24 protein-coding genes and 2 tRNA genes are annotated in these 20,699 nt (G+C 58.9%); 13 read left to right on the top strand and 13 right to left on the bottom strand.

Annotated elements, in window-relative coordinates; translation table 11 throughout:
* Positions 1–9: 9 nt before the first annotated feature.
* The 5 genes from J2Z75_RS01875 to J2Z75_RS01855 form a co-directional block, all read right to left on the bottom strand.
* Entirely contained in the window at positions 10–888 is an 879-nt protein-coding gene (locus J2Z75_RS01875; RefSeq protein WP_209846890.1) for a DUF1365 domain-containing protein, read from the bottom strand.
* Positions 889–2,232 (bottom strand): NAD(P)/FAD-dependent oxidoreductase, encoded by a 1,344-nt coding sequence (locus J2Z75_RS01870; RefSeq protein ID WP_209846887.1) that lies wholly within the window; start codon positions 2,230–2,232, stop codon positions 889–891. It lies immediately after the preceding gene.
* Positions 2,229–3,686 carry a cryptochrome/photolyase family protein gene (locus tag J2Z75_RS01865; RefSeq protein WP_209846874.1) on the bottom strand — a complete coding sequence of 486 codons (1,458 nt, stop codon included), beginning with the start codon at positions 3,684–3,686 and terminating at the stop codon, positions 2,229–2,231. The genes J2Z75_RS01870 and J2Z75_RS01865 overlap by 4 nt, the downstream gene beginning before the upstream one ends.
* 159 nt (positions 3,687–3,845) lie before the next feature.
* A complete protein-coding gene (locus J2Z75_RS01860) occupies positions 3,846–4,478 on the bottom strand; it encodes a LysE family translocator (protein WP_209846871.1) in 633 nt (210 codons plus the stop codon).
* A gap of 169 nt (positions 4,479–4,647) precedes the next feature.
* Positions 4,648–4,722 (bottom strand) — tRNA-Asn (locus J2Z75_RS01855).
* Positions 4,723–4,933: 211 nt separating this feature from the next.
* On the opposite strand from J2Z75_RS01855, the gene J2Z75_RS01850 reads away from it, so the two are divergent.
* The 3 genes from J2Z75_RS01850 to J2Z75_RS01840 all read left to right on the top strand — a co-directional run bounded on the left by J2Z75_RS01850 (position 4,934) and on the right by J2Z75_RS01840 (position 6,414).
* The gene (locus tag J2Z75_RS01850) at positions 4,934–5,212 is read left to right on the top strand and encodes a hypothetical protein (protein WP_209846868.1); all 279 of its coding nucleotides are present in this window, start codon (positions 4,934–4,936) and stop codon (positions 5,210–5,212) included.
* Positions 5,213–5,372: 160 nt separating this feature from the next.
* Positions 5,373–6,080, top strand: a complete 708-nt coding sequence (lexA, locus tag J2Z75_RS01845; protein WP_209846866.1) for a transcriptional repressor LexA — start codon at positions 5,373–5,375, stop codon at positions 6,078–6,080.
* 260 nt (positions 6,081–6,340) lie between these two features.
* Positions 6,341–6,414, top strand: a tRNA-Cys gene (locus J2Z75_RS01840).
* A gap of 277 nt (positions 6,415–6,691) precedes the next feature.
* On the opposite strand, the gene J2Z75_RS01835 is transcribed toward J2Z75_RS01840, so the two are convergent.
* The 4 genes from J2Z75_RS01835 to J2Z75_RS01820 form a co-directional block, all read right to left on the bottom strand.
* A complete protein-coding gene (locus J2Z75_RS01835) occupies positions 6,692–6,910 on the bottom strand; it encodes a hypothetical protein (protein ID WP_209846863.1) in 219 nt (72 codons plus the stop codon).
* A 190-nt stretch (positions 6,911–7,100) separates the two neighbouring features.
* On the bottom strand, positions 7,101–7,889 hold the full coding sequence (locus J2Z75_RS01830; RefSeq protein ID WP_209846860.1) for a TetR/AcrR family transcriptional regulator: 789 nt from the start codon (positions 7,887–7,889) through the stop codon (positions 7,101–7,103).
* On the bottom strand, positions 7,886–8,755 hold the full coding sequence (locus tag J2Z75_RS01825) for a histidinol-phosphatase (protein WP_209846857.1): 870 nt from the start codon (positions 8,753–8,755) through the stop codon (positions 7,886–7,888). The genes J2Z75_RS01830 and J2Z75_RS01825 overlap by 4 nt, the downstream gene beginning before the upstream one ends.
* Positions 8,752–9,576: a metallophosphoesterase family protein gene (locus J2Z75_RS01820; protein WP_209846855.1), complete on the bottom strand. Its 825-nt coding sequence runs from the start codon at positions 9,574–9,576 to the stop codon at positions 8,752–8,754. Before J2Z75_RS01820 ends, J2Z75_RS01825 begins: the two co-directional genes overlap by 4 nt.
* A gap of 273 nt (positions 9,577–9,849) precedes the next feature.
* Here J2Z75_RS01820 and J2Z75_RS01815 point away from each other — a divergent pair, with 273 nt between their 5' ends.
* From J2Z75_RS01815 to J2Z75_RS01800, 4 genes are all read left to right on the top strand, one after another.
* Positions 9,850–10,965 (top strand): ABC transporter substrate-binding protein, encoded by a 1,116-nt coding sequence (locus J2Z75_RS01815; protein ID WP_209846852.1) that lies wholly within the window; start codon positions 9,850–9,852, stop codon positions 10,963–10,965.
* A gap of 100 nt (positions 10,966–11,065) precedes the next feature.
* Positions 11,066–11,878, top strand: coding sequence for an ABC transporter permease (locus J2Z75_RS01810; RefSeq protein WP_234937088.1), 813 nt, complete (start codon positions 11,066–11,068; stop codon positions 11,876–11,878).
* Entirely contained in the window at positions 11,875–12,660 is a 786-nt protein-coding gene (locus J2Z75_RS01805) for an ABC transporter permease (protein WP_209846849.1), read from the top strand. The genes J2Z75_RS01810 and J2Z75_RS01805 overlap by 4 nt, the downstream gene beginning before the upstream one ends.
* A complete protein-coding gene (locus tag J2Z75_RS01800; protein ID WP_234937087.1) occupies positions 12,657–13,697 on the top strand; it encodes an ABC transporter ATP-binding protein in 1,041 nt (346 codons plus the stop codon). The genes J2Z75_RS01805 and J2Z75_RS01800 overlap by 4 nt, the downstream gene beginning before the upstream one ends.
* A 100-nt stretch (positions 13,698–13,797) precedes the next feature.
* Here the strand turns inward: J2Z75_RS01800 and J2Z75_RS01795 are convergent, their stop codons facing one another.
* Genes J2Z75_RS01795 through J2Z75_RS01785 form a run of 3 tightly spaced genes read right to left on the bottom strand, consistent with a single transcriptional unit; the run spans position 13,798 to position 15,193 of the window.
* Positions 13,798–14,364: a DUF4865 family protein gene (locus J2Z75_RS01795; RefSeq protein WP_209846846.1), complete on the bottom strand. Its 567-nt coding sequence runs from the start codon at positions 14,362–14,364 to the stop codon at positions 13,798–13,800.
* Positions 14,361–14,795 (bottom strand): cupin domain-containing protein, encoded by a 435-nt coding sequence (locus J2Z75_RS01790; RefSeq protein WP_234937086.1) that lies wholly within the window; start codon positions 14,793–14,795, stop codon positions 14,361–14,363. Before J2Z75_RS01790 ends, J2Z75_RS01795 begins: the two co-directional genes overlap by 4 nt.
* Positions 14,795–15,193: a tautomerase family protein gene (locus tag J2Z75_RS01785; RefSeq protein WP_209846842.1), complete on the bottom strand. Its 399-nt coding sequence runs from the start codon at positions 15,191–15,193 to the stop codon at positions 14,795–14,797. Before J2Z75_RS01785 ends, J2Z75_RS01790 begins: the two co-directional genes overlap by 1 nt.
* Before the next feature lie 104 nt (positions 15,194–15,297).
* Between J2Z75_RS01785 and J2Z75_RS01780 the strand changes: the two genes are divergently transcribed.
* The 6 genes from J2Z75_RS01780 (at position 15,298) to J2Z75_RS01755 (ending at position 20,170) form a co-directional block, all read left to right on the top strand.
* A complete protein-coding gene (locus J2Z75_RS01780) occupies positions 15,298–16,227 on the top strand; it encodes a LysR substrate-binding domain-containing protein (protein WP_209846839.1) in 930 nt (309 codons plus the stop codon).
* Between the two features lie 388 nt (positions 16,228–16,615).
* A complete protein-coding gene (locus J2Z75_RS01775) occupies positions 16,616–17,881 on the top strand; it encodes a tyrosine-type recombinase/integrase (protein WP_209846836.1) in 1,266 nt (421 codons plus the stop codon).
* A 154-nt stretch (positions 17,882–18,035) separates the two neighbouring features.
* Complete coding sequence (locus J2Z75_RS01770; protein ID WP_209846833.1) at positions 18,036–18,767, top strand: DNA-processing protein DprA; 732 nt, start codon at positions 18,036–18,038, stop codon at positions 18,765–18,767.
* On the top strand, positions 18,767–19,450 hold the full coding sequence (locus tag J2Z75_RS01765; RefSeq protein ID WP_209846822.1) for a phosphoribosyltransferase: 684 nt from the start codon (positions 18,767–18,769) through the stop codon (positions 19,448–19,450). The genes J2Z75_RS01770 and J2Z75_RS01765 overlap by 1 nt, the downstream gene beginning before the upstream one ends.
* Positions 19,451–19,467: 17 nt before the next feature.
* Positions 19,468–19,683, top strand: coding sequence for a hypothetical protein (locus J2Z75_RS01760; protein ID WP_209846819.1), 216 nt, complete (start codon positions 19,468–19,470; stop codon positions 19,681–19,683).
* Positions 19,684–19,723: 40 nt separating this feature from the next.
* Positions 19,724–20,170 (top strand): hypothetical protein, encoded by a 447-nt coding sequence (locus J2Z75_RS01755; RefSeq protein WP_209846815.1) that lies wholly within the window; start codon positions 19,724–19,726, stop codon positions 20,168–20,170.
* Positions 20,171–20,199: 29 nt separating this feature from the next.
* On the opposite strand, the gene J2Z75_RS01750 is transcribed toward J2Z75_RS01755, so the two are convergent.
* A complete protein-coding gene (locus J2Z75_RS01750) occupies positions 20,200–20,493 on the bottom strand; it encodes a hypothetical protein (protein WP_209846812.1) in 294 nt (97 codons plus the stop codon).
* Between the last annotated feature and the right edge of the window lie 206 nt (positions 20,494–20,699).

Here is a 20,699-nt window from a genome sequence, read left to right as displayed (position 1 = left end):
AAAGTAACCTCATTCCGCCGGTCCGCCAACCTGGGATTCATCGGAAAATATGTGCGTTGTTCTGCGACCATCCCTCCAGACGCTCATTGCTTCGGGCGCCTGTGGCCGTGCAATAGTGCGGACGCCTTTGACCCACAGCTTCAACGCCTCCCAGTGAATCCCTGCGACAATCTTGAGTGTAAGATGCGGGATGCGGGCAACAAGACGCAAAATCTTGCCTGTTTTCAACGGCACCTGAACGCCTGAGAACGTTGCCGACAGCAGCGGCCCGTCCTTGTCGGTCTCCAGAATGCGCCAGCGGATTTCTTCTCCTGGCGGCAGCATGCGGAACTGGTAGCGCATCGCCATCGGAATGAACGGCGAGACGTGGAAGAGCTTGTCGCATTGCTGGCGGATACCGGCGTTCGAGATGTCGTCCAGTTCGATCGGGCAGACATAGGTGTGCCGTTCGCCGAAGGTGTTGCGAACCTCGTAGATCATCGCGGTCAATGCACCGGCGTCGCCATAGCAGTAGTAGACGGCCAGCGGATTGAAGACCAAGCCGAGAATGCGCGGGTAGCAGACGAGAAGGACACGCGCAGCCCGACCCGGCAAGCCGGTCTCGACGAGCAGCGCGTCGACGTAGCTGCGCAGCGATCCGCCGCTATCGCTTGTATGATCCGTCTCATGAAACGACAGCAGGTTGCGGCGGTTGACCGAGAAAACGCGGCTCAGCCCATCGGCCTCGTCCAGCCGGTCGAGATCGATCATCAGCGAAAAGACGTCATAGCTGAAGCGATGGCCGACGGGCTTCATCCGCTGGTGCATGACCCGGCCGGCGTAGAGCACAGCCGCCGCGACAGGCGATGCGCCGTTCTTCGCCATGTCCGAGCCGGATGAAACACGCATCTACTCTGCCGCCTCCTTGAAAGCGGAGGAAATCTGCTGGCGCCAGGGGATGATGCCGCCGAGCGCCTCTGCCGCGGCAAGCCCCGATGCCAGGCCATCCTCGTGAAAACCGTATCCGGTCCACGCGCCGGCAAAGAAGGTGTCGTTGTCGCCCTGGATGGATTTCAAAGCACGCTGCGCGGCCATCGAACGGGCGTCAAACTGCGGGTGATCGTAGGAAAACTCGGCAAAGACCGTGCCCGGCGCCGGTTCACGCTCCGGGTTCAGCGTCACGAACAGAGGATACTGCTGCGGAATTCCCTGCAATCGGTTCATCCAGTAGCTGACGGCGACCCCTTGCGAACCGCAGGGTTTTGTCGACCGCAGATAATTCCACGATGCCCACACCTTCTGCCGCTTGGGCATCAATGCCGTGTCACGGTGGAGGATGACCCGATTCGGGTGGTAGGGAACAGCAGACAGCAGCGCGCTTTCCTGCGGCGTCGCATCGGAGAGCATGGCCAGCGCCTGGTTGCTGTGGGCAGCGATGATCACCTTGTCGAAGATTTTCGTCATGCCGTGCTCGTCGACGATGGTGACCCTGCCGTCCTCGCGGCGGATCGAGCGCACGCCGCAACCGAGGCGGACGCGGTCTGCGAGCGGCCGGAGAAGCTTGCGCAGATAGTTGCGGCTGCCGCCCGTTACCGTGCGCCAGGGATGGGGCTTGGAGTAAATTAGCCGGTGGTTGTCGAAGAACTGTATGAAATTCTCGGCTGGAAACTCCAGCATTTTCGCCGTCGGCGACGACCAGATGGCCGCGGCCATCGGAGCCAGATAGTTGTTGGTAAAACCCGGCGAGAAACCGCGCCAGTTGAGATAGTCGCCGATCGACATGGCTTGCAGCAGGCCGGCGCTTCGGTCTTCGAGGCAGATCCGGTTGAACCGCAGGATTTCGCGCAGCATCAGCAGAAACGAGGGCCTGACGAGATTGCGTTTCTGGGCAAAGACGGTTGCCAGATTGTCGCCGCTCCATTCCAGCCGCCCCTGATCGAGTGATACGGAAAAACTCATATCGCTCTTGTGCGTCGTCACATCCAGTTCTGCAAACAGCGCCGTGAGGTTCGGATAGTTGGCCTCGTTGTAGACGATGAACCCGGTATCGACCGAGATCGGCGCGCCGTCATAGTCGATATCGACGGTGGCGGTATGGCCGCCGGGGCGACGGTCCTTTTCGTAGAGCGTGACATCGTGGACGGGATCGAGCGCCCAGGCGGCCGAACTGCCGGAGACGCCGGAACCGACGACGGCGATCGACAGGCGCCGGCCGGGGTGATGATTCGGGCCATGGGAAAAGGGGGCGTTCATGCTGCGTCCTTGATCTTGTTATAGGCAGCAAGTGCGCGGTCGCGCGCCTTTGCATGGTCCACCATGGGTTTGGGATAGGTCGTGCCCAGCACGATGCCGGCGGTATCGAGTACGCTCGCTGGAGCCTCGAACGGCCGATGGACGAATTTTGCGGGCAGGTGCTTCAGTTCCGGCAGGAAGGTTTTGACATAGGCGCCGTCCGGATCGAATTTCTCGCCCTGCAGCACGGGATTGAAGACCCGAAAAAACGGCGCAGCGTCGGCGCCGCTGCCTGCCACCCATTGCCAGCTTGCCGCATTGGAGGCCGGATCCGCATCGACCAGCGTATCGCGAAACCAGGCTTCGCCACGGCGCCAGTCGATCAAAAGGTCCTTGATCAGGAAGGACGCGGCGATCATGCGGACGCGATTGTGCATCGTGCCGTGCCGCCAGAGCTGGCGCATGCCGGCATCGACGACGGGATAGCCGGTTTCACCTTTGGTCCACCGATCGAACCACAGGTCGGTTCCACTCCAGGAAAAACCGTCATATTTCCGATTGAGATTTTCGCGCGGCAGATCGGGATTGTGGAAGAGCAGGTGATAGGAGAAATCGCGCCAGACAAGCTCCTTGCGGAAGGTGATCACGTCACCGGCCGGCACGTCCTTCAGTTTGCGTGTGGCATGCCAGATGCGGGCAGGGGAGATTTCGCCCATTGCCAGATGCGGGGAGAGCCTGGACGTGCCATCGACGGCCGGCAGATCGCGCCTGGTCTTGTAGCCGGATAGACCGTCCTTAACGAAAGCCTCCAGCCTTTCGAGCGCCGCAGCCTCGCCGGGAACCCAGATTTCGGAGAAGGTTTTCGCCCAGTCCGGTTTCCCTGGCAGCAGTTTCCAGTCGCCCAAATCTTCGCCGCGCGGCCATTTTGGCAGCGAGACCAGCGTATCAGGCGCGTCAAGCGGTGTGTCCGGCTCCCCGGATGCTTCGAGTGCGCGCCAGAAGGGCGTATAGACACGGTAGGGCGTGCCTGCTCCCGTCTTCAGCCGCGAAGGCTCATGGAGAAGCTGTCCGGCAAAACTCTTGACGGACAGGCCCTTCGCACCCAGCCAGTCTTTCAAGGGACCATCGACCGCAATGCCGTTCGGATCGTAACGGCGGTTCCAATAGACGGCTGACGCGCCGGTCTCGGCAATCAGTTCGGCAAGCACGCTGCCGGGTTCGCCGGTACGTATAATAAGCCTGCTTCCGAGGCCGTCGAGCACCTTTGCCAGTGATTCCAGCGAATGATGCAGCCACCAGGCCTGGGCAGCGCCGAGCGGACCGTTGCCGCTTTGGGATGGTTCGCGGATATAGACCGGGACGACATCGCGGCCGATTTGAGCAGCCGCGTGAAGCGCGTGGTTGTCGTCCAGCCGCAGATCGTTGCGAAACCAGACGATGACGGGGCCATCAGGGGAAGCGTCGCTGTTTTTCATTTTCGTCCGTACATCGTGTCATGTCACAATGTACGCAGGTACGGACGCGGCGGATCAAAGGTTTCGCGGAGAAAGCTTTTTATTTCATCGTTTTGCGGGAAACGCCGGCGAAGGGCAGCGGGCAGCGGGCAGCGCGCCGTACGCAACAACCGTTGCGGATCAGCCTTTCTGAAAGGCGAGATGCGCTCCCAGCCCGACCAGCATCGCACCACCTGCTCGCTGCATCAGGCGCTGCGCCTGGCTGGAACGGCGCAACCGTGCAATCACCGCACCGGCCAGAAACACGCAGACGATATCGGCGGACGAAAACATCAGGTTGACGATCGAGCCGAGAATGGCGAGTTGCAGCCAGACCGGAAAAGCAGCGGACGCATCGACGAACTGCGGCAGGAAAGCCACGAAAAAAATCGCCGTCTTGGGATTGAGAACCTCGACGGTGACGCTTTCGAAGAAGGCGCGCCGGCCGGATTTCGGCTCGATGCCGGGCAGGGCGGTGTCGCCCTCGACCCTGGCGCGAAACAGCGAAATGCCCAGCCAGACGAGATAGGCCGCACCGGCGAATTTCACGATCATATAGAGTGTCGGCACGGCGTGAAACAGGATGGACAGACCGGCCGCGGCGGCGATGACATGCATGTAGCCACCGAGATGGATGCCGAGCGCCGCCATCAGGCCGGACCAGCGGCCGCGTGCAATCGTCTGGGCAGCGGCATAAAGCATCGCCGGGCCGGGGATATAGGCAAAGACCACCGTCGTGGCGAGGAAAGCGATCAGCAGCTCGGTCGATGGCATTGTCTGTTCCTGCTTCGGTTGAGGTCGTTTCTCTATACAATACCGCCGCAAGAAAGTCGCGCATCCGCGATCCATGGCTTTTTAGCGCTGGATGGCAGTATTGGGTTTTTGAAGGAAATCCTTAAAACAGAAAAGGGTCTCTTGAAAACTCAAGAGACCCTTTGAAATCTGGCTCCCCGGGCCGGATTCGAACCGGCGACCTGTCGATTAACAGTCGAATGCTCTACCGCTGAGCTACCAGGGATCATCTGCGCGGTGCAGAAGTGAGGCTGCTAATACAAATGCTTTTCCGATTTGCCAAGCGGTTTTTCAAAAAAAGTGCACAATCTTGTCTGACTGTGGAGAACTCCCCATGTGAGGGAGGAGCGCATTGTCGATATTGTCGGTAAACCGGATCCGCACCATTGCGGGATTGGCGACATCGCTGCGCGTCCCGCATTCAACAGGTGGAGTTTATGGCAGAACCGCAGAAAACGAAAAAATTCGGCATCGATGCACGCACGCACGAACTCGTTATCGGATCGCGGCGCATGCGGCTGCCGCAATCGCGGGGGCTGCGCATCGCCATCGGCGGGGTGCTGATCTTCGGCGGCATACTCGGTTTCCTGCCTGTCCTCGGGTTCTGGATGGTACCGCTGGGCCTGATCGTGCTGTCGCACGACCTTGCCTTCGTTCGACGCCAGCGCCGAAAACTGTCCGTCTGGTGGGCACGCAAGTGGCAGGCTTCGAACTAGGGTCGGTCTGATCGCTCGTAGAACCCTCTCTCAAATCCAGTCGTCAAACAAAAATCCCCGGTCTTTGAAAACATTCGATGAATTTTAGGGACTTGCGGAACACATATGGAACATATAGTGTTCGTTCTTGATTTGTTTCTCGATTCTGGAGTGATCTTTCATGCTGACCCGCAAGCAACAGGAACTGCTTCTGTTCATTCACGAAAGAATGAAGGAATCGGGGGTACCGCCGTCGTTCGACGAGATGAAGGATGCACTGGATCTCGCGTCAAAATCCGGCATCCACCGACTGATAACAGCACTCGAGGAACGCGGGTTCATCCGGCGCCTGCCAAACCGGGCGAGGGCGCTGGAAGTGATCAAGTTGCCGGAGGCCTATTCCATGAGCCTCCAGCCCAAGCGGGGGTTTTCCCCGAGCGTTATCCAGGGCAGCCTCGGCGTTCAGCCGGCTGCACCGGCCAAGCCCGCGGCCGCCAATAGCGACAGCGTCTCCATACCTGTCATGGGGCGAATCGCCGCCGGTGTGCCGATCTCGGCGATCCAGAACAATACGCACGACATTTCCGTGCCGCTCGAAATGGTCGGAACCGGGGAACATTATGCGCTGGAAGTTCGCGGCGACTCGATGATCGAGGCCGGCATTCTCGACGGGGACACGGTCATCATCCGCAATACCAATACCGCCAGCCCCGGCGAAATCGTCGTCGCCCTGGTGGACGATGAAGAGGCAACGCTGAAGCGGTTTCGCCGCAAGGGCGCGTCGATCGCGCTGGAAGCCGCCAACCCCGCCTACGAGACCCGTATTTTCGGGCCCGACAGGGTGAAAATCCAGGGAAAACTGGTGGGGTTGATCCGTCGCTACCATTAAATCCGGATCGTTCCGTCCGGCGGGCGGCTGCCAGACCGGCATGGATTTTTCTCAAAACGATTGTCGACTGGGTGGAGCGGAACCGGTACCGGACGGTATGGGCCGTTTTGCAACGCCCCGTGGTTTTGGAAGGAGTGAAGCGATGGCGGCAATGGCCATCGCTTCTCCCGCGAGAAAAACTTGGAATCCGACCGAGGCGTCTTGCACTGGATCGGAAATCGGTCTAAACGCCCGTCACGATTAAGTGAAGATCGTAACGAGGCCTCGTGGCGGAGTGGTGACGCAGAGGACTGCAAATCCTTGCACCCCGGTTCAATTCCGGGCGAGGCCTCCAAATTTCCCCACACTATTACAGTGCGTTATGTCCGAACTCGATGATGGCAAGCCGGTTTCGCTATGAACAGGTTTCGGCCTTCCTTCTGAACGGATGTTGGCGGAGGCCGCCATCACGAGCGCGCAGGCTTCCCTGTCGCGTTATATTTATCGGCAACCTTTTTCGCGGCAACGCGACGGGTGGACCCGTCAGAGATCACTTGTAGCCTCTTCGTCCCGCAAAGAGGCTACGCTCACGTTGATGGCGATGGATCCACGTCGTCAGGAACGGCGATCGGTCAATGATAATAGAAGCACTCGCAGTCAGCTTTGCTGTCGTCCGGTGCATTCCAGACCCGCACCGCGAGTTTCTTGGCCGCGCCGGTCTCGTCCAGCCTCAGCCCCAAAAGCGACACGGCCGCGAGCTTTGGATTGACCGCGTCGATCTCAATCGTCGATCCGACCTGATGGACGCCCTGCTTGGGGGTCCAGGTGAAAAACTGCACGCTGTAATGCATTGCATTCTCCTCCGCCGCGCTTGGCAATCTCCGGCATGAATGGTGCGACAGGCCAGCAACGGGCGTCACACTAATCGATGCAGTGTGCCTGCCGGGGCACAATAGCATATTTCGCCGAATGCATGAAACATTATTGAGCCGCCATCGGCCCATGCGGCGGTCCCGAGGATGACTGAACAGACGTGCACCACTAGACACGGACGATGGCAAGTATCGACTGTATGTTGAATTCCAATCGATCAGCCAGAGCCTCTGGACTTGCCATGTTCCGCTCGTAGACGACCGAGGCGGTGTGGTGGTTCGTCAAGTAATAGTAACCCAGGGCACTGATGGTGATATTGAGCTGTATTGAATCTATTCCTGACCGGAAAATACCCTCTTCCACACCCCGGTCCAGTATCTGTCGGACCAGATCGCGCGACTGGCGAGCCTGGTCCTGGATAATCTGCGACCGCTTGAAGTGTTTCGCCTGGTGAAGGTTTTCGCTGTTTAAAAGCGTTATGAATTCCGGGTGGGCGATGTAATAGTCCCAAGTGAAGACGACCAGGCGACGCAATGCCTGCTCGGGAGGCATGTGGTTGAGTTCCAGCGTGGCCTCCGCCTGCCAGATCTTCATGTAGGCTGTTTCGATCACCGCCTGGAAGAGGTTTTCCTTGCTTTCGAAGTAGTGGTACAGCATGCGCTTGTTGAAGCCTGCCCGTTCCGCGATCGTGTCGACGCGGGCGCCACCGAGGCCTTTGGCAGCAAATTCCGCCGTGGCGACCTCGAGGATCTGGGCTCGCGTAGCGATTGCATCGCGCGATTTTCCAGCCGGTTTTGATTGCCGAGACACGGGAAGTCTGGGCTTACGCCGTTTCAAAGGCGTACCTTCAATAGGCAAAGCTGCGCTTTTGCGGCGCGCACGGGCGGCATTTGTTTTCTTTCGCTTCGCTACGGGCGTATTGCCGCTCGTTGCATCGTCATCAGGATGATCGGTCATCGCGGTTGCACCCTATCGATCGGAATGTTTTCCCAGCCTCGCGCGCGGCTCAGGCGACGGATGGTTCGATAGCCGGCGGCGATGATCGCCTGTAACGATGCCTCCAGGCCGACGCCGACCGTGTCGGGGCCGTGACTGTCGTCGCCCAGGGTCACGCCAACCCCCATGCGGCAGGCCATCTCCAGCAAGATTGGCAGCGGATAGGCATGGCCGTAACCATTCCGGACGGGGGCAGAATTGACATCGAGAATGCCGCCGGTTGCCTTGACGGCCTCCAGCAGGCGCTCGGCGGCGTGCAGGGCGGGTTTGCCGAAGGCAAAATTCGCGGGTTCGAATTTTCGCACGAGATCGATGTGGCCGACGACCTCGGGGCGTAGCTCTTCGACCATATCCGTCAGCCGGGCGAACCAGGCCAGATGCAACGCCTCGTCACCCCCCAGATCGGACTTGAGCGCCTCGGTGCTTTCCGGGTTGTAATCCACCCAGCGTCCATCGATGTCGTGAGAACTGCCAACGATATAGTCGAAGGGCTGTGACAAGCGCAGGGTCTGCATCGTCTTCAACCAAGTGCCTGGCGGCAATGTTTCCGTTTCGAAGCCGATCAGCAGCTCGATGCGGTCTTCGTACTGCTCGCGCAACGCAAAAGCCGTATTCGCATAGGCCAGGAAAGCCCGCATGAGCCCGTCTGTCCCGAGGTCTTCCTCCCCCGGATAAAGATCCTCCGGTCTGAAACGCGGTACATGCTCGGTAAGCCCGTAATGCGTGAAGCCCCGCGCAATCGCACGCTGCACCACCTCATCCAAGGTCCCCTTCGCATGGGCACAGAATTCGCCGCTGTGGCCGCCGTGAAAGCTGAACCAGGTCATTTCGCCGGCGCCGGGTAAAGGGAACCGTTGAAGTCCTCGATATAAAAAGTTTCGAGACCGGGAACAGGATCGAAGCCGGCTGTCATGCCGTGCTCGGAGAGGTCGAGGATTGTCACCCCCATGATCTCGGTGCCATCCTGGGCGGGCATGGAACTGTTGCGTGTCAGGAAGCTGGTTGCCGGTGTCCAGAAGAAGGCAGGCCCACGGGCCGGGACGGCCGCAAGCGCGCGATGCATGTGAGCCGAGACGACCGCTGACGTGCCGGTCATGTCCAGTAGCCCGCGCATCCGCTGACGCGGTACGCCGCAGGTGGCCCAATAGGGACGGTCACCTTCATCCCAGCGCTCCAGGAAGAGCGGCTGATGGGTGAAAAGCACTGTGCGCCGGTCGCTGCGCAGCGCCGTTTCCAGAAACGCCCATTGCTCTTCCTCCCGTTCCAGGCCGGTGCCCAGGATCTGGCTGTCGATTCCAACGAGCCGCCAGCCCGGCACGGCATCGCAAAGCCAGTAGTCCGGACCAAATGTCTCCGTCCAGCGCGCGATGCGCTCCGCATCTGCCGGCTGCGGGCTCGACCGATCGACGTCGCCGACATCGTGATTGCCCGGCAGGACGAGACATGGACCGTGTAGCGCAGAGAGTGATGTCTGCGCGAAATCCAGGTCTGACCGGCTATTGGCGGCGTCGAACGTAAGGTCACCCAGGATGACCGTCAGGGCACATTCGCGCATGTTCACATGCGAAACGGCACGATGCCAGTTTTCAACAAAAACCTGGCTCCCTATACCAATATGGGGATCTGCGATCACCGCGATCTTTGTCATTCCCTTGCTCCAATTTTTTTGGTCGCAGCCGACCGCTTGAGGTCTTGCCGCCCAATTCACATTAGTAACCAAATAGTTATTTAATCTCAAGGCACAAAATTACTGTTTTATTTCAGATGATTGTCTCGCATATGTCATGAATGTTTCATGAGACGCGTGATAGGAGGCAAGCGTTCCCGCCAGAGATTGCGGGCAGAGAAAATTCATAGACTTCCGTCGGGATGGCCCGGAACCGGCCCGTTTGACGGCAGGACAGATAGGAAAGGAAACGACATGGCGTTCTTCGATATTAGCCGGCGTGGATTGCTCCGTGGAAGCTCTCTTGCACTCGGTGCATCTCTCCTGAACATCAAGGCGCCTGGCCTTGCGCTAGCAAGCCCGGTCCCGGCAGCCGATCTCGTATCGGCCGCTCAGGCGGAAAAAGTACTCAACACCATCGCGCTGTCACCCAACTGGGTCTACGGCAAGCTGATGAAGGACTTTTCGGCGAAATACGGCGTCGAGGTCAATCCGACCAATCCTGAAGGCAATTCCTCCGAGGAATTGCAGGCGATCCGCAGCCTGAAGAAGCAGGAACGCGGGCCTGATTGCGTGGATCTTGCCCCGTCATTTGCGCAGCAGGCGATGGGAGAGGGCCTTTTGCAACCCTATCAGGTTGCTACCTGGCAAGACATTCCGGATTCGGTGAAGGATAAGGACGGCCATTTCTACGGCTGCTACTACGGCATTATCTCGTTTGCGGTGAACAAGTCGGTGGTCAAGACTGTTCCCCGCACGTGGGCAGACCTGTTGAAGCCGGAGTATCGCGGCATGGTGGCAATGGGCGGCAATCCGATGCGGGCGGGCGACAGTTTCGCAGCTGTCATGGCGGCAAGTCTGGCCAATGGCGGAAGCCTCGATAATATCGAGCCGGGTGTCGAGTTCTTCGCGCGTCTCGCCGCTGCGGGCAACTACAATCCCATTCAGAGCGACAAGGGCAGCATGGTGAGTGGCCAGACGCCGATTGCCCTGCGATGGGACTATCTCGCCCTGACCATTCGCGATGAAGAGGCAGGCCGCACCGAGTTTGAAGTTGTGGTTCCAGGCGACGGCGCGCCATTCGGCAACTATTATGTGCAGGGCATCAGCGCCTATGCGCCGCATCCGAACCTTGCCAAGCTATGGCAGGAATTCCTGTTCAGCGACGAGGGCCAGCTCGGCTTCCTTTCGGGCTTTGCGCAGCCGATCCGTTTTGGTCGCATGCTCGAGCAGGGCGTCGTACCGAAGGCGGTTCTGGATCGCCTGCCGACGCCTGAAGCATACAAGCAGGTCCGTTTCGCATCCCAGGCGCAACTCGACAAGGCCAAGCAGGTCGTTGCCGATCTTTGGGCGAAAGAGGTCAAGATCTGAAACACCGATGAACCTCGCACATTCAACCAAACACAACCGGGAGGTCGCCGCGAAAACGCGGCGGCCCCTATTGCCGATGCATGTCCTGTGGGCCGTTGCGATGATCGCACCCTTCCTGCTGCTCACTGTGATCGGCATGATCGCGCCGGTGATCCTGCTCGTTGCGCAGTCGGTTTCCGGGCCGCACGGATTCACGCTCGATTACATCCAGTCCCTCGCCAATCCCACATACCGCCTGGCGGCCTGGAATTCGATCGTTCTCTCGTTTGCCTCGGCGTCGGTTTCACTGGTCACTGGCGGGGTCGTCGCCTTCATCGCTTTTGGTTCCGGTGCCCAGTCCCGCCTCGGTGCGCTCGTCACCAGTTTTAGCGCGGTTGCAGCCAATTTTGCAGGCGTTCCGTTGGCTTTCGCCTTCATTTCCACACTGGGCATGTTCGGCCTCCTGACACGGGTGTTGCGGACGGCGGGAATAGACATCTATGCGATGGGTTTCTCGCTCTATTCGATCTCGGGCCTGACGCTGGTCTATACCTATTTTCTGACGCCCCTGATGATTATCCTGATCACACCCGCCATCCGCGCCATCAGCCAGGACTGGCTCGCGGCGGCAAAAAGCCTGGGGGCCAATCCAGCTCAGCGGTTGCAGCTGGTTGTGCTGCCCATCCTTGCGCCCTCGCTGATCTCGGCGTTCATTCTGCTGTTCGGTTCCGCCTTTTCCGGCTACGCCACCGCCTATGCGTTGACCTCCGGCAATATCGTGCTGTTGACGACCGAGATCGGCAATGTCCTGACGGGTGATGTTGCAAGCGCACCGCAGACCGGCGCAGCCTTGTCCGTCGGGATGATCGTGGTGATGGCAGTGCTGGTGTGGATCAGCCGCTGGTTTGGCCAGAGGACGCGGAGGTGGAAATGATCGGGAAAAGCCTGCGTATCGTCTTTCTTGCCGCTCTTTTCATATACTTCGCCCTGCCGTTGATCATGACGGTGATCTTCAGCCTGTCGCGGGGACAGGCGGGTTTCGGCCCGGACGCATATGTCGCGCTGTTGTCGCGTGGTGATCTTCTGGCTCCGCTGTGGATGTCGGCGCAATTGGCCTTGGCGACGGTCGCTTGCATTCTGCTTGTCATGGTTCCCGCGGTGATCGCCGTTCATCTGTTTGCACCCCGGTTGCGCATGCTTCTCGAACTCGCTGCCATCTTGCCTTTCGTCATACCGGGTATCGCCCTGGTGGCGGGTCTGTCTGTGCTGATCAGCGGACCGGGCTGGCTGATCGGCTCGCCGTTCTTTCTGACGCTGCCCTATTTCTTCCTTGCGTTGCCTTATGCCTACCGGGCGATCGATATCGCGATCTCGAATCTCGATCTGGCGCAGTTGCGCCTTGCGGCGGCAAGCCTGGGTGCCGGCGTGGGGAGGACGATCCTCTGGGTGGTCATGCCCAACCTATGGCCGGCGCTGGTGAACGCGGCACTGATGACATTCACCGTCGTACTCGGCGAATTCACCGTCGCCAACATCCTGCTTTTCCAGACGTTTCCGGTCTCGATCAACCTGGTCGGCAAGTCGGAACCCGCCGAGGCAGCGGCGCTCACGATCGTGAGCTTCCTGCTCACATGGATCGCCTTGCTGATCGTCCTGTTGGTGGGGCGCAATAGCCGGAAAACCTTCGACCCAGTCCAATCCGGGGCTTCTTCATGACCATGGCGTTTGAATCCATCAACTATACCTATCCCGGCAGCGGAACCGGGGTGCACGATCTGTCAATGACGGTCGGGCCGGGGGAACTGGTGGCACTGATCGGTGCGTCCGGCTCCGGAAAGACAACCGCGCTGAAGCTTCTGGCGGGGTTCACCCGGCCGCAGGCTGGTCTTATACGGATCGGTGACAGAGACGTGACGGAGGTTACCGCCGAAGAGCGGCGTCTCGGCGTGGTGTTTCAGAACTACGCCCTGTTTCCACACCTGTGCGCCTGGGAGAACGTGGCCTTTCCTCTGCGGGTACGAGGTGTGCCGCATCCAATACGGCGTGCGCAGGCCATCCAGATGCTGGAGCGTGTCGGCATGGGCGCGCGGGTCGGCTCGATGCCGCACATGCTGTCGGGTGGACAGCAGCAGAGGGTCGCACTGGCGCGTGCATTGGTATTTGACCCGAAGGGGCTTCTCCTGGATGAGCCCCTCTCGGCGCTCGATGCGGCACTAAGGGTCGAGATGCGTGACGAAATCCTGCGCGTGCAGCGGCAATCGGGTATTGCGACGCTGCTTGTGACGCACGACCAGGAGGAAGCCCTGTCCGTAGCCGACCGGGTGGCCGTGATGCGCGAGGGGCGCATCGTACAAATCGGCACCCCGCGTGTACTCTACGACACCCCGGTGGACGCCTATGTGGCGGGCTTTGTCGGCCAATCGAACCTGTGGCCGGGGATTGTCGAGCGGGAAGGGCTGGTGGGCACGTCGGTCGGGCCTATCGCTTGCGTTACCGGGACACGCACACGGGGAGATGCGGTGATCGTCTTTGTCCGCCCGGAATGGATCGAGCCGCTGGCGCGTTCGCCGCGGGCCGAGGTTGCCGGTGAAATCGCAGGTGAAACCCTGTCGGACCGGTTTCTGGGGCCAGTTCGCCGGATCGATCTGGCTGTCGGCACCGGGATGGTTCGCCTGGAGACACATCTGAGAACTCCGGTCTCCGCCGTCAGGATTCCCCCTGAGCGTGTGCGTCTCCTGCCACCACTGGAGTGACTATCGATCCGGGCGATGTTGCGTTGTCTGCAAGCGCAGCCGGATGGCAGCACGTCGCCTTCTCCGCCGATTTCGCAGTTTGGCGGGCTTGTGCTTCGCCTCATGGCAAGGAAATATGTCCTACCCCATAGGTTTGAACGTCTTTGCTCCCCTGCTGTTGCCCTTCCGGCGGGACACGCCAAAGCCGAAATTTCACCAATGTCCAGCCGGTCGGATCGAAAGCCGCAACAGCCGCGAGCGCGCCGCCGCGAACCGCCGTTTGTGCGTCGATGACCGCGTCGGTTCGCAATGATGCCAGATCGGAATGAGATCGGATCGGAACGATCTCGCGGGTCGCGAACCTCGCTTCGCCAAGGTCGGGCTCGAGTTCGGCGTGCCAGACCACCCATGTCCGCACCAGTGGCCATCCGAAATCCCGCGACACAGCGGCAAAGCCGGGACCGGTCAGAAACGCGTCGAGCCCTTCCGGCTGATCCCAGAGGTAGAACGGCGCATAAAGGTTGTCCGCGCTTGTGAAGCCGTTGTCGTGCTTGCGGGCAGAGAGATACGCCTTGAACCGCAGGCGTGGAAAACCGTCGAGCAACGGCCCCTTGTCGCGGATGCGCCGGTCAATGACCGTCATATCGTAGTCGGCTGGCAGGACGAAGCTATATTGCATCGCGATCATGAGCATTCCTCCATAGGCGCGACCGGTTCCATCCAATGGACGGCGGTTCCGTCCTTGACCGGCTGGACGCTGATGTAACCGAAGGGGCCAGCAGGGCTCGCGCCGTGCCAGTGGCGTTCGCCGGGGGCAAACCAGATGCAGTCGCCCGCGCAGACTTCGATAACATCGCCGCCGTCGCGTTGAACGAGACCAGCGCCGTCCAGCACAAACAAAAGCTGTCCACGCGGATGGCTGTGCCAATGGGTGACGACACCCGGATCGATGAAGGCGCGCATGGCCGTCATCTCGCCCTCGGCCCTGCTTGAAAGCAGCATCTGCACGCGGAACGGCCCGGTTGCGATACCTTCAGGCACGGATGTGATTCCAACGCCGTCGCGCACTATCGCCATTGCCTGCGGGCAGGCGGTCTCCATGTCGAATGGATTGCTCATCATTCGCCGTCCTGTGCCGGCGCGGCGGCCGAAATGCCGGAAGCAAAGGACCAATCCTCGAAGGTCGAATTGGCGATTACAACCATCACATCTTCCGGCCTGACGCCCGGCGCTTTGGCAAGGTTGTCGACCAGACGGCGAAAAAATCGTGCCTTGGTTTCCGCAGAGCGGTTCTTTCCTGTGGTGATGTGAAAGACCATATAGTCATCCGAACGCGGACCACCACGATACGTGCGATCGAATACAAGCTCTCCGGGCTGATGCGAGTGGAACACGGCGAAACGATCATTTTCCGGCACGTCGAAACAGTCGACAAGGGCGCGGTCGAGACTGTCGGAAACGGCGGAAATGTAGTGGGAAGACTTTCCCGCCAGTAGGGATACTCGGGTGAAGGGCATGGCAGACTCCGTGAGGTGATTGACATGCGCATTATCGGGCCTCACAATAATCCTGAAAATCAAATTATTCAGGATTAACAATCCTGTTAAACGGGACGACTGACGTGCGCCTTACCAACCTGGACATGGACGCCCTGCGCAGTTTCGCCGCCGGCATGGAGGCAGGGTCCTTTGCCCGGGCTGCCGACCGGCTGGGCCGGTCGACCTCGGCGGTCAGCGCGCAGCTCAAGAAGCTCGAAGAGCAGGCTGGCGTGACATTGGTGCGCAAATCGGGACGCGGACTGACGCTGACCGATAGCGGCGAAGTGCTCCTGTCCTATGCACGGCGACTGCTCGACCTCAACGACGAGGCGATGAGCGCCGTACGGGGCGTGGAACTGGAGGGCTGGATCAGGTTCGGACTTCAAGAGGATTTCGGCGAAACCGTTCTGCCGCAGGTGCTTGGTCGCTTCGCGCGCGCCCATCCAAAAGTCAGGATCGAAGGACGCATCGCGCGCAACGTCGAACTCAAGGATAGAATCGCGTCAGGGCATATCGATCTCGCGCTTGCCTGGGACGACGGCTCCCCATCCGCCGCCGCCGACCGGATCGCCGCCGTACCGCTATGCTGGCTGGGCGCGGCAGGCCGTGAGCCTGTATGGCTTCCAGATGGCCGGGAACCACTGCCGCTTGCTGCCCTGGAAGCCCCATGCCTCCTGCGCACCATTGCATGCGAGCATCTCGACAGGCAGGGCCTTGCCTGGCGTATCGCCTTTGTCAGCCCGAGCCTCGGTGGACTTTGGGCGGCCACCGCTGCTGGACTGGGCATCGCTTTGCGTACGCCCGTTGGACGACCGCAATCCATCCGGCAGCTTGAGCCGCGATCTCACGGCCTGCCAGACTTGCCGTCGCTCGGCCTGGCGCTCTTTCGAGCCGGAAAAGACCCGAGTCCCTTGACCGCGCATCTGGCCGCGATCATCCGGCAGGCCCTTTGGGAAACATTGCCCGCCGAATGGCTGATACAGGATGCCATCGAACGTTCACCGGCCGCCTGATGTCTCATACGGTTGTCCGCATGGGTCTTTGACTTGGTGTGCAACCGTCCCGCCAAGCGGCGCACGATATGAGCGGTCCTGCGATGCAAGCCGGATCGAATGCGATCACGTTTTACTGGGTAAGTACCTGAGTCTGTTGCGGCGGTGGCGTACCTGCCGCGCAGAATATCGCACCGTGGCGTGCAATCGCAGCGGTGGCGGAAGAGGTGTCCTCTAAACTATTACTGTCAGAGAGTGTCAGAACGTAATATTTATGCACGCTTTTTCAGCTAGTTAGCACGACCGTCAATTATTCCGACACTTCGTGATATTGTCTGACATACCGCTCAATGCGATGCTCAAAGTGGGACGCAAAGTGGGACGGAAAGTGGGACGGAAAGTGGGACGCATGGCGAGGGTTGCAAATAAACTAACCGCACGCAGAGTTGAGACCATCAAGGAAATCGGAAAACATTCGGACGGGGGCGGGCTTTACCTGAAGGTCGCGCCGGATGGAAAGCGTTGGGTCTTTATGGGGACCCTCAACAGCAAGCGCATTGAACTCGGCCTGGGCAGCGCCTTGAGTGTTTCGCTTGCGGGCGCCAGAGAGAAGGCTGCGGAATATCGTGCGATCTTCGCTAGTGGCAAGGATCCTCGGAAGGTGCGAGAGGAGCAGGAGGCTGCCGCCGCGGCTGACGCTGCCGCACAAGCCGCCCGCCCCACCTTCGGCGCGTTCGCATTCGACTATATCGAGGCCAAGAAAGCGGGCTGGAAAAACGACAAGCACCTGTCGCAATGGTATTACACGTTAAGCGTCCGGAAGGACGACAAGGGTGCCTTTATCAACGACGGCTATTGCATCCACCTTCGCGACCTATTCATCGACGAGATCACGACAGAGGACGTCCTGGCCGTCCTCAAGCCCATCTGGACGAAGCTGCCCGAAACGGCGGCGCGGCTTCGAGGCAGGATAGAGGCGGTGCTCGATTCCGCGAAGGCGCTCAAGAAGCGGAGCGGTGAGAATCCGGCGGTTTGGAAAAACCACCTGCAGCAAATCTTGCCGAAGAGATCGAAGCTGTCGCGCGGCCACCATGCCGCGATGGCCTACGGCGACGTGCCCGCTTACATGAAGGTTCTCACGGCCAATCCGACGGTAAGCAATCTTGCGCTCAAGTTCGTCATCCTCACCGCCGGCCGATCCGGCGAGATCATCGGCGCGAAGTGGAGCGAGGTTGACGAAGACGCTCGAGTCTGGACCGTTCCGAAAGAGCGTATGAAAAACGGCAAGGAGCATGTGGTGCCATTGAGTGACGGCGCCATGGAAGTCCTGACGGAAGTCAAGAAGGTGCGGCGAAACTCCGACTTCGTTTTCCCAGGACCGCGAACTATGCTTTCGGTTATGGCGATGACGATGGCTATGCGCCGGACCGGGGCAGGGCAGTACACGCCGCATGGGTTCCGCTCGGCATTCCGCGACTGGGCAGGGGACACCACCAGCTTCATGCGCGACGATATCGAGCTCTGCCTTGCCCATACCATCAAAGACGAGACTGAGCGCGCTTATCGTCGCGGCAATGCTGTAGAGAAGCGCCGGAAAATCATGGATGCTTGGTGGAAATTCACCTCTGAGAAAAGCGACACGGTCATCCAGCTAGCAGATCGTCTTTTTGTTTAGCCTGCCAAAGCGCCGTAAAAATCGGAACAGAATCGCACTCATTGCCATTCTGCCCTGAGCGATTCACAATAAATGCGGAAAAGGCGAGCTTTAAACCATAGCCAGATTTCGAATCGATGAAATTCCCGTTATGGTAGAGGACATGGACTTGCAAATGGACAAACCGGTAAAGACACCGAAACGGAGGAACGGCTATGTCGGTCCCTCGCGGTCTTTCACTGACACATTGCAAAATCTTCTTCAAAAATACGGCCGTTCAGGCGGTGGCGATGGTCAGTTCGATTTACTTCGCTCATACGGAGCGAAGGACGTGTTCGTCTATTGCGCTGGCGACATTCGGTTTCTAGCATCTAAAGTTGTCTCGATTGTCGGCACGCGTGAAATTTCTGAAGCAGGCATCAAACGCGCTAACCGCTTGTCTCGTGAACTGGCTGAGATGGGTGTCGTTGTCATGAGTGGGCTTGCAAAAGGTGTGGACTCTGTCGCGCACCTTGGGGCCATTAACGCAGGCGGAAAGACTGCGGCTGTAATTGGCACGCCGTTGGATCGGGCGTATCCCGCGGAAAATGCCCAGCTTCAAATGGACATTTACAATCATCACCTCCTCATATCCCCGTTTGGGGTTGGCGAGGAAGTGTACCGTTCCAATTTTCCAACGCGGAATCGGGTCATGGCGTTGCTCAGTGACGCCACCGTTATTGTCGAGGCTTCCGACACTTCCGGCACTCTCCACCAAGCTGTCGAATGTCAAAAGAACGGTCGTTGGCTATTCATCATGAAATCAGTTGCGGAAGATCCTAAGTTGTCCTGGCCTGCCAAGTTCCTCAATCATCCTCGCACCCAGGTACTAGAATCGACGTTGGATATTATCGAGGCGCTTCGGTAATGCCGACCATCGAGGTTCACTGCCTATTGCGTTATTGCACAGATGTTAACATTCGTCGCGAGGCCAGGGAGTGGCAGGCACACCATGGCGTAAGAATCGTCAAAGGAAATACGCTCAACGGCACCTTTAATTTTTGGATCACGGGCCGTGGTGGAATATCGATTAATGCGCGCAACTCGGATCTCTTCCTAGAAGAGGTTTGTTACAGGAGCGCTCTTCGAATTCGCGAACAATTCGGTAAAGACGTCTGTATTGTGCCCATTCCCAATAGCGGCGCATTAGCCTCGTCCAGGAACACGTTTCAGACGTATATTCTCGCCAAAAAGATCGCAGCGATATTGGGACATCCTTGCACGAGCTCCGATTTACTGAGATGGCAAACTGTCGTCGGAATGGCCCACAAAAATGAGCGATCTCGCTCCGCCGCCGCCCACAAGGCCGCGCTTAGGGTAATGCGGACAACCGACCAACCAATTGTCCTTTTCGATGATGTCGTGACATCTGGGTCGCAGATGCTGGGATCAAAGCTTGCTCTCGAGGAAGCGGGGATGAAAGTCGCCGGCATGATCTCAATATTTGAGGTCGTAAATCAGGGAATACGAAGTGATGATCCAGGTTGGCGGGTGACAACTCGAAGACCGTGGTTGGACGGGGACCAATTTGATTTTAGCGACGCTGTGTAGCGTTGGGGAGAATGACAATGGACGGTGAGCGCGCGAAAGCTTTAGTCGACCACTACCTTGAATTGGGAGGACTTCGCGAAGCCGACGGAAACGATGGCGGGGGCACAGTTCGGGCCTGGAGTCCTGAACCGCCGGAAGCAGCTGCTTTTTGGGGAGAGCATATAGCTACGCTGACGTTGATTGACCAATTTGAGGTCTTTAAGTTTCTGCCTCGGAAACCAAAGAAACAATGAATCTTGGAGGCGACTTAGGCAAACAAGGGGAGGTTATATAGTGGGCATTTACTCGGATGAATTCAATGCAGAGTCAGCGAGACAGAAGCAGAAAAAGGCGGATGACGCTGCCGCAATGGAAAGAATAAATCAACGCACCGAAGAAAGCCTGAAAGTCGGCGAAAAGCATTTGAACGAAACTGTTCTGGAAGAACTGAGCCTAGCTAAGAAGGATTTGAAAGGGTCGGTCGATGTGAACATCTCGCCGATTTCGATTGCAGACGAAGGCCCCTGGAAAGCCCGCTCGGTTTCGGCAGTATTTTCTAGTTTGAAGAAGACGATCACCATGTATCTCCAAGTAGTCGTCGACGAGAAGGGAAATTGGGAGACAAAAGTTAGCGGTGATCTTGTATCGCCCGGCGGTGCGAAATCATCATCATTCAATCCGGAAGAGCTTCGCGGATTGATCAAGGACATCGTGCGGGAAATAGCCAGGCTCGAGGGCTAATGCTTCACGCTGCGATCACGAACTCTTGGTCAAACTCCGCCGGCGAGATCGTAGGGAATGGCAAGATGACGGCCGCCGCCCTCCTGCGGTAATAGTGGACCTTCGAAATACACGTCTTGCTGCAATATTTCGCGGTCGAAACGTTGGTCACGAACGACGTCCCACAGCATTCGCATTGCCGGAGGTGGCGCTCCGCTTTCCGGGCTGCGTAATAGCAAGGCCGGCTGCAATACCGGTTTACCTTCGCAATAGACGGAAGAAAGGAAGTGCCGCAGTGCTCGCATCGCCGCTCGCACCTCGTCTTCAACGATGCGTTTCGGCATGGCTTTGAGCAGAACCGGTCGGGAGCAGATTTGCTGTGGACATGGAATTCCGTGCCGCAGTGCTCGCATTGCCGTGGGTGTATTTTATTCGCTTTGCGGACCATCTCATAGGCTCTTCGCGCCGCCCCGGAGGTTTTCCAACCCGTCTGCTCGATTTGCGTTTTCGCGCAAGCCATTGAGCAGAACCGCGCGCGCAACTTCTGCTG

The sequence above is a fragment of the Rhizobium herbae genome (assembly GCF_017873135.1).
Lineage (GTDB): Bacteria > Pseudomonadota > Alphaproteobacteria > Rhizobiales > Rhizobiaceae > Pararhizobium > Pararhizobium herbae.
This window is presented reverse-complemented; position numbering and strand designations above follow the sequence as displayed.

Bases quoted from the DNA above. Each gene is read 5' to 3' on its own strand.
- J2Z75_RS01875 (WP_209846890.1), bottom strand. From the start codon at position 888: ATGCGTGTTTCATCCGGCTCGGACATGGCGAAGAACGGCGCATCGCCT.
- J2Z75_RS01870 (WP_209846887.1), bottom strand. From the start codon at position 2,232: ATGAACGCCCCCTTTTCCCATGGCCCGAATCATCACCCCGGCCGGCGC.
- J2Z75_RS01865 (WP_209846874.1), bottom strand. From the start codon at position 3,686: ATGAAAAACAGCGACGCTTCCCCTGATGGCCCCGTCATCGTCTGGTTT.
- J2Z75_RS01860 (WP_209846871.1), bottom strand. From the start codon at position 4,478: ATGCCATCGACCGAGCTGCTGATCGCTTTCCTCGCCACGACGGTGGTC.
- J2Z75_RS01850 (WP_209846868.1), top strand. From the start codon at position 4,934: ATGGCAGAACCGCAGAAAACGAAAAAATTCGGCATCGATGCACGCACG.
- lexA (WP_209846866.1), top strand. From the start codon at position 5,373: ATGCTGACCCGCAAGCAACAGGAACTGCTTCTGTTCATTCACGAAAGA.
- J2Z75_RS01835 (WP_209846863.1), bottom strand. From the start codon at position 6,910: ATGCATTACAGCGTGCAGTTTTTCACCTGGACCCCCAAGCAGGGCGTC.
- J2Z75_RS01830 (WP_209846860.1), bottom strand. From the start codon at position 7,889: ATGACCGATCATCCTGATGACGATGCAACGAGCGGCAATACGCCCGTA.
- J2Z75_RS01825 (WP_209846857.1), bottom strand. From the start codon at position 8,755: ATGACCTGGTTCAGCTTTCACGGCGGCCACAGCGGCGAATTCTGTGCC.
- J2Z75_RS01820 (WP_209846855.1), bottom strand. From the start codon at position 9,576: ATGACAAAGATCGCGGTGATCGCAGATCCCCATATTGGTATAGGGAGC.
- J2Z75_RS01815 (WP_209846852.1), top strand. From the start codon at position 9,850: ATGGCGTTCTTCGATATTAGCCGGCGTGGATTGCTCCGTGGAAGCTCT.
- J2Z75_RS01810 (WP_234937088.1), top strand. From the start codon at position 11,066: ATGATCGCACCCTTCCTGCTGCTCACTGTGATCGGCATGATCGCGCCG.
- J2Z75_RS01805 (WP_209846849.1), top strand. From the start codon at position 11,875: ATGATCGGGAAAAGCCTGCGTATCGTCTTTCTTGCCGCTCTTTTCATA.
- J2Z75_RS01800 (WP_234937087.1), top strand. From the start codon at position 12,657: ATGACCATGGCGTTTGAATCCATCAACTATACCTATCCCGGCAGCGGA.
- J2Z75_RS01795 (WP_209846846.1), bottom strand. From the start codon at position 14,364: ATGATCGCGATGCAATATAGCTTCGTCCTGCCAGCCGACTACGATATG.
- J2Z75_RS01790 (WP_234937086.1), bottom strand. From the start codon at position 14,795: ATGAGCAATCCATTCGACATGGAGACCGCCTGCCCGCAGGCAATGGCG.
- J2Z75_RS01785 (WP_209846842.1), bottom strand. From the start codon at position 15,193: ATGCCCTTCACCCGAGTATCCCTACTGGCGGGAAAGTCTTCCCACTAC.
- J2Z75_RS01775 (WP_209846836.1), top strand. From the start codon at position 16,616: ATGGCGAGGGTTGCAAATAAACTAACCGCACGCAGAGTTGAGACCATC.
- J2Z75_RS01770 (WP_209846833.1), top strand. From the start codon at position 18,036: ATGGACAAACCGGTAAAGACACCGAAACGGAGGAACGGCTATGTCGGT.
- J2Z75_RS01765 (WP_209846822.1), top strand. From the start codon at position 18,767: ATGCCGACCATCGAGGTTCACTGCCTATTGCGTTATTGCACAGATGTT.
- J2Z75_RS01760 (WP_209846819.1), top strand. From the start codon at position 19,468: ATGGACGGTGAGCGCGCGAAAGCTTTAGTCGACCACTACCTTGAATTG.
- J2Z75_RS01750 (WP_209846812.1), bottom strand. From the start codon at position 20,493: ATGCCGAAACGCATCGTTGAAGACGAGGTGCGAGCGGCGATGCGAGCA.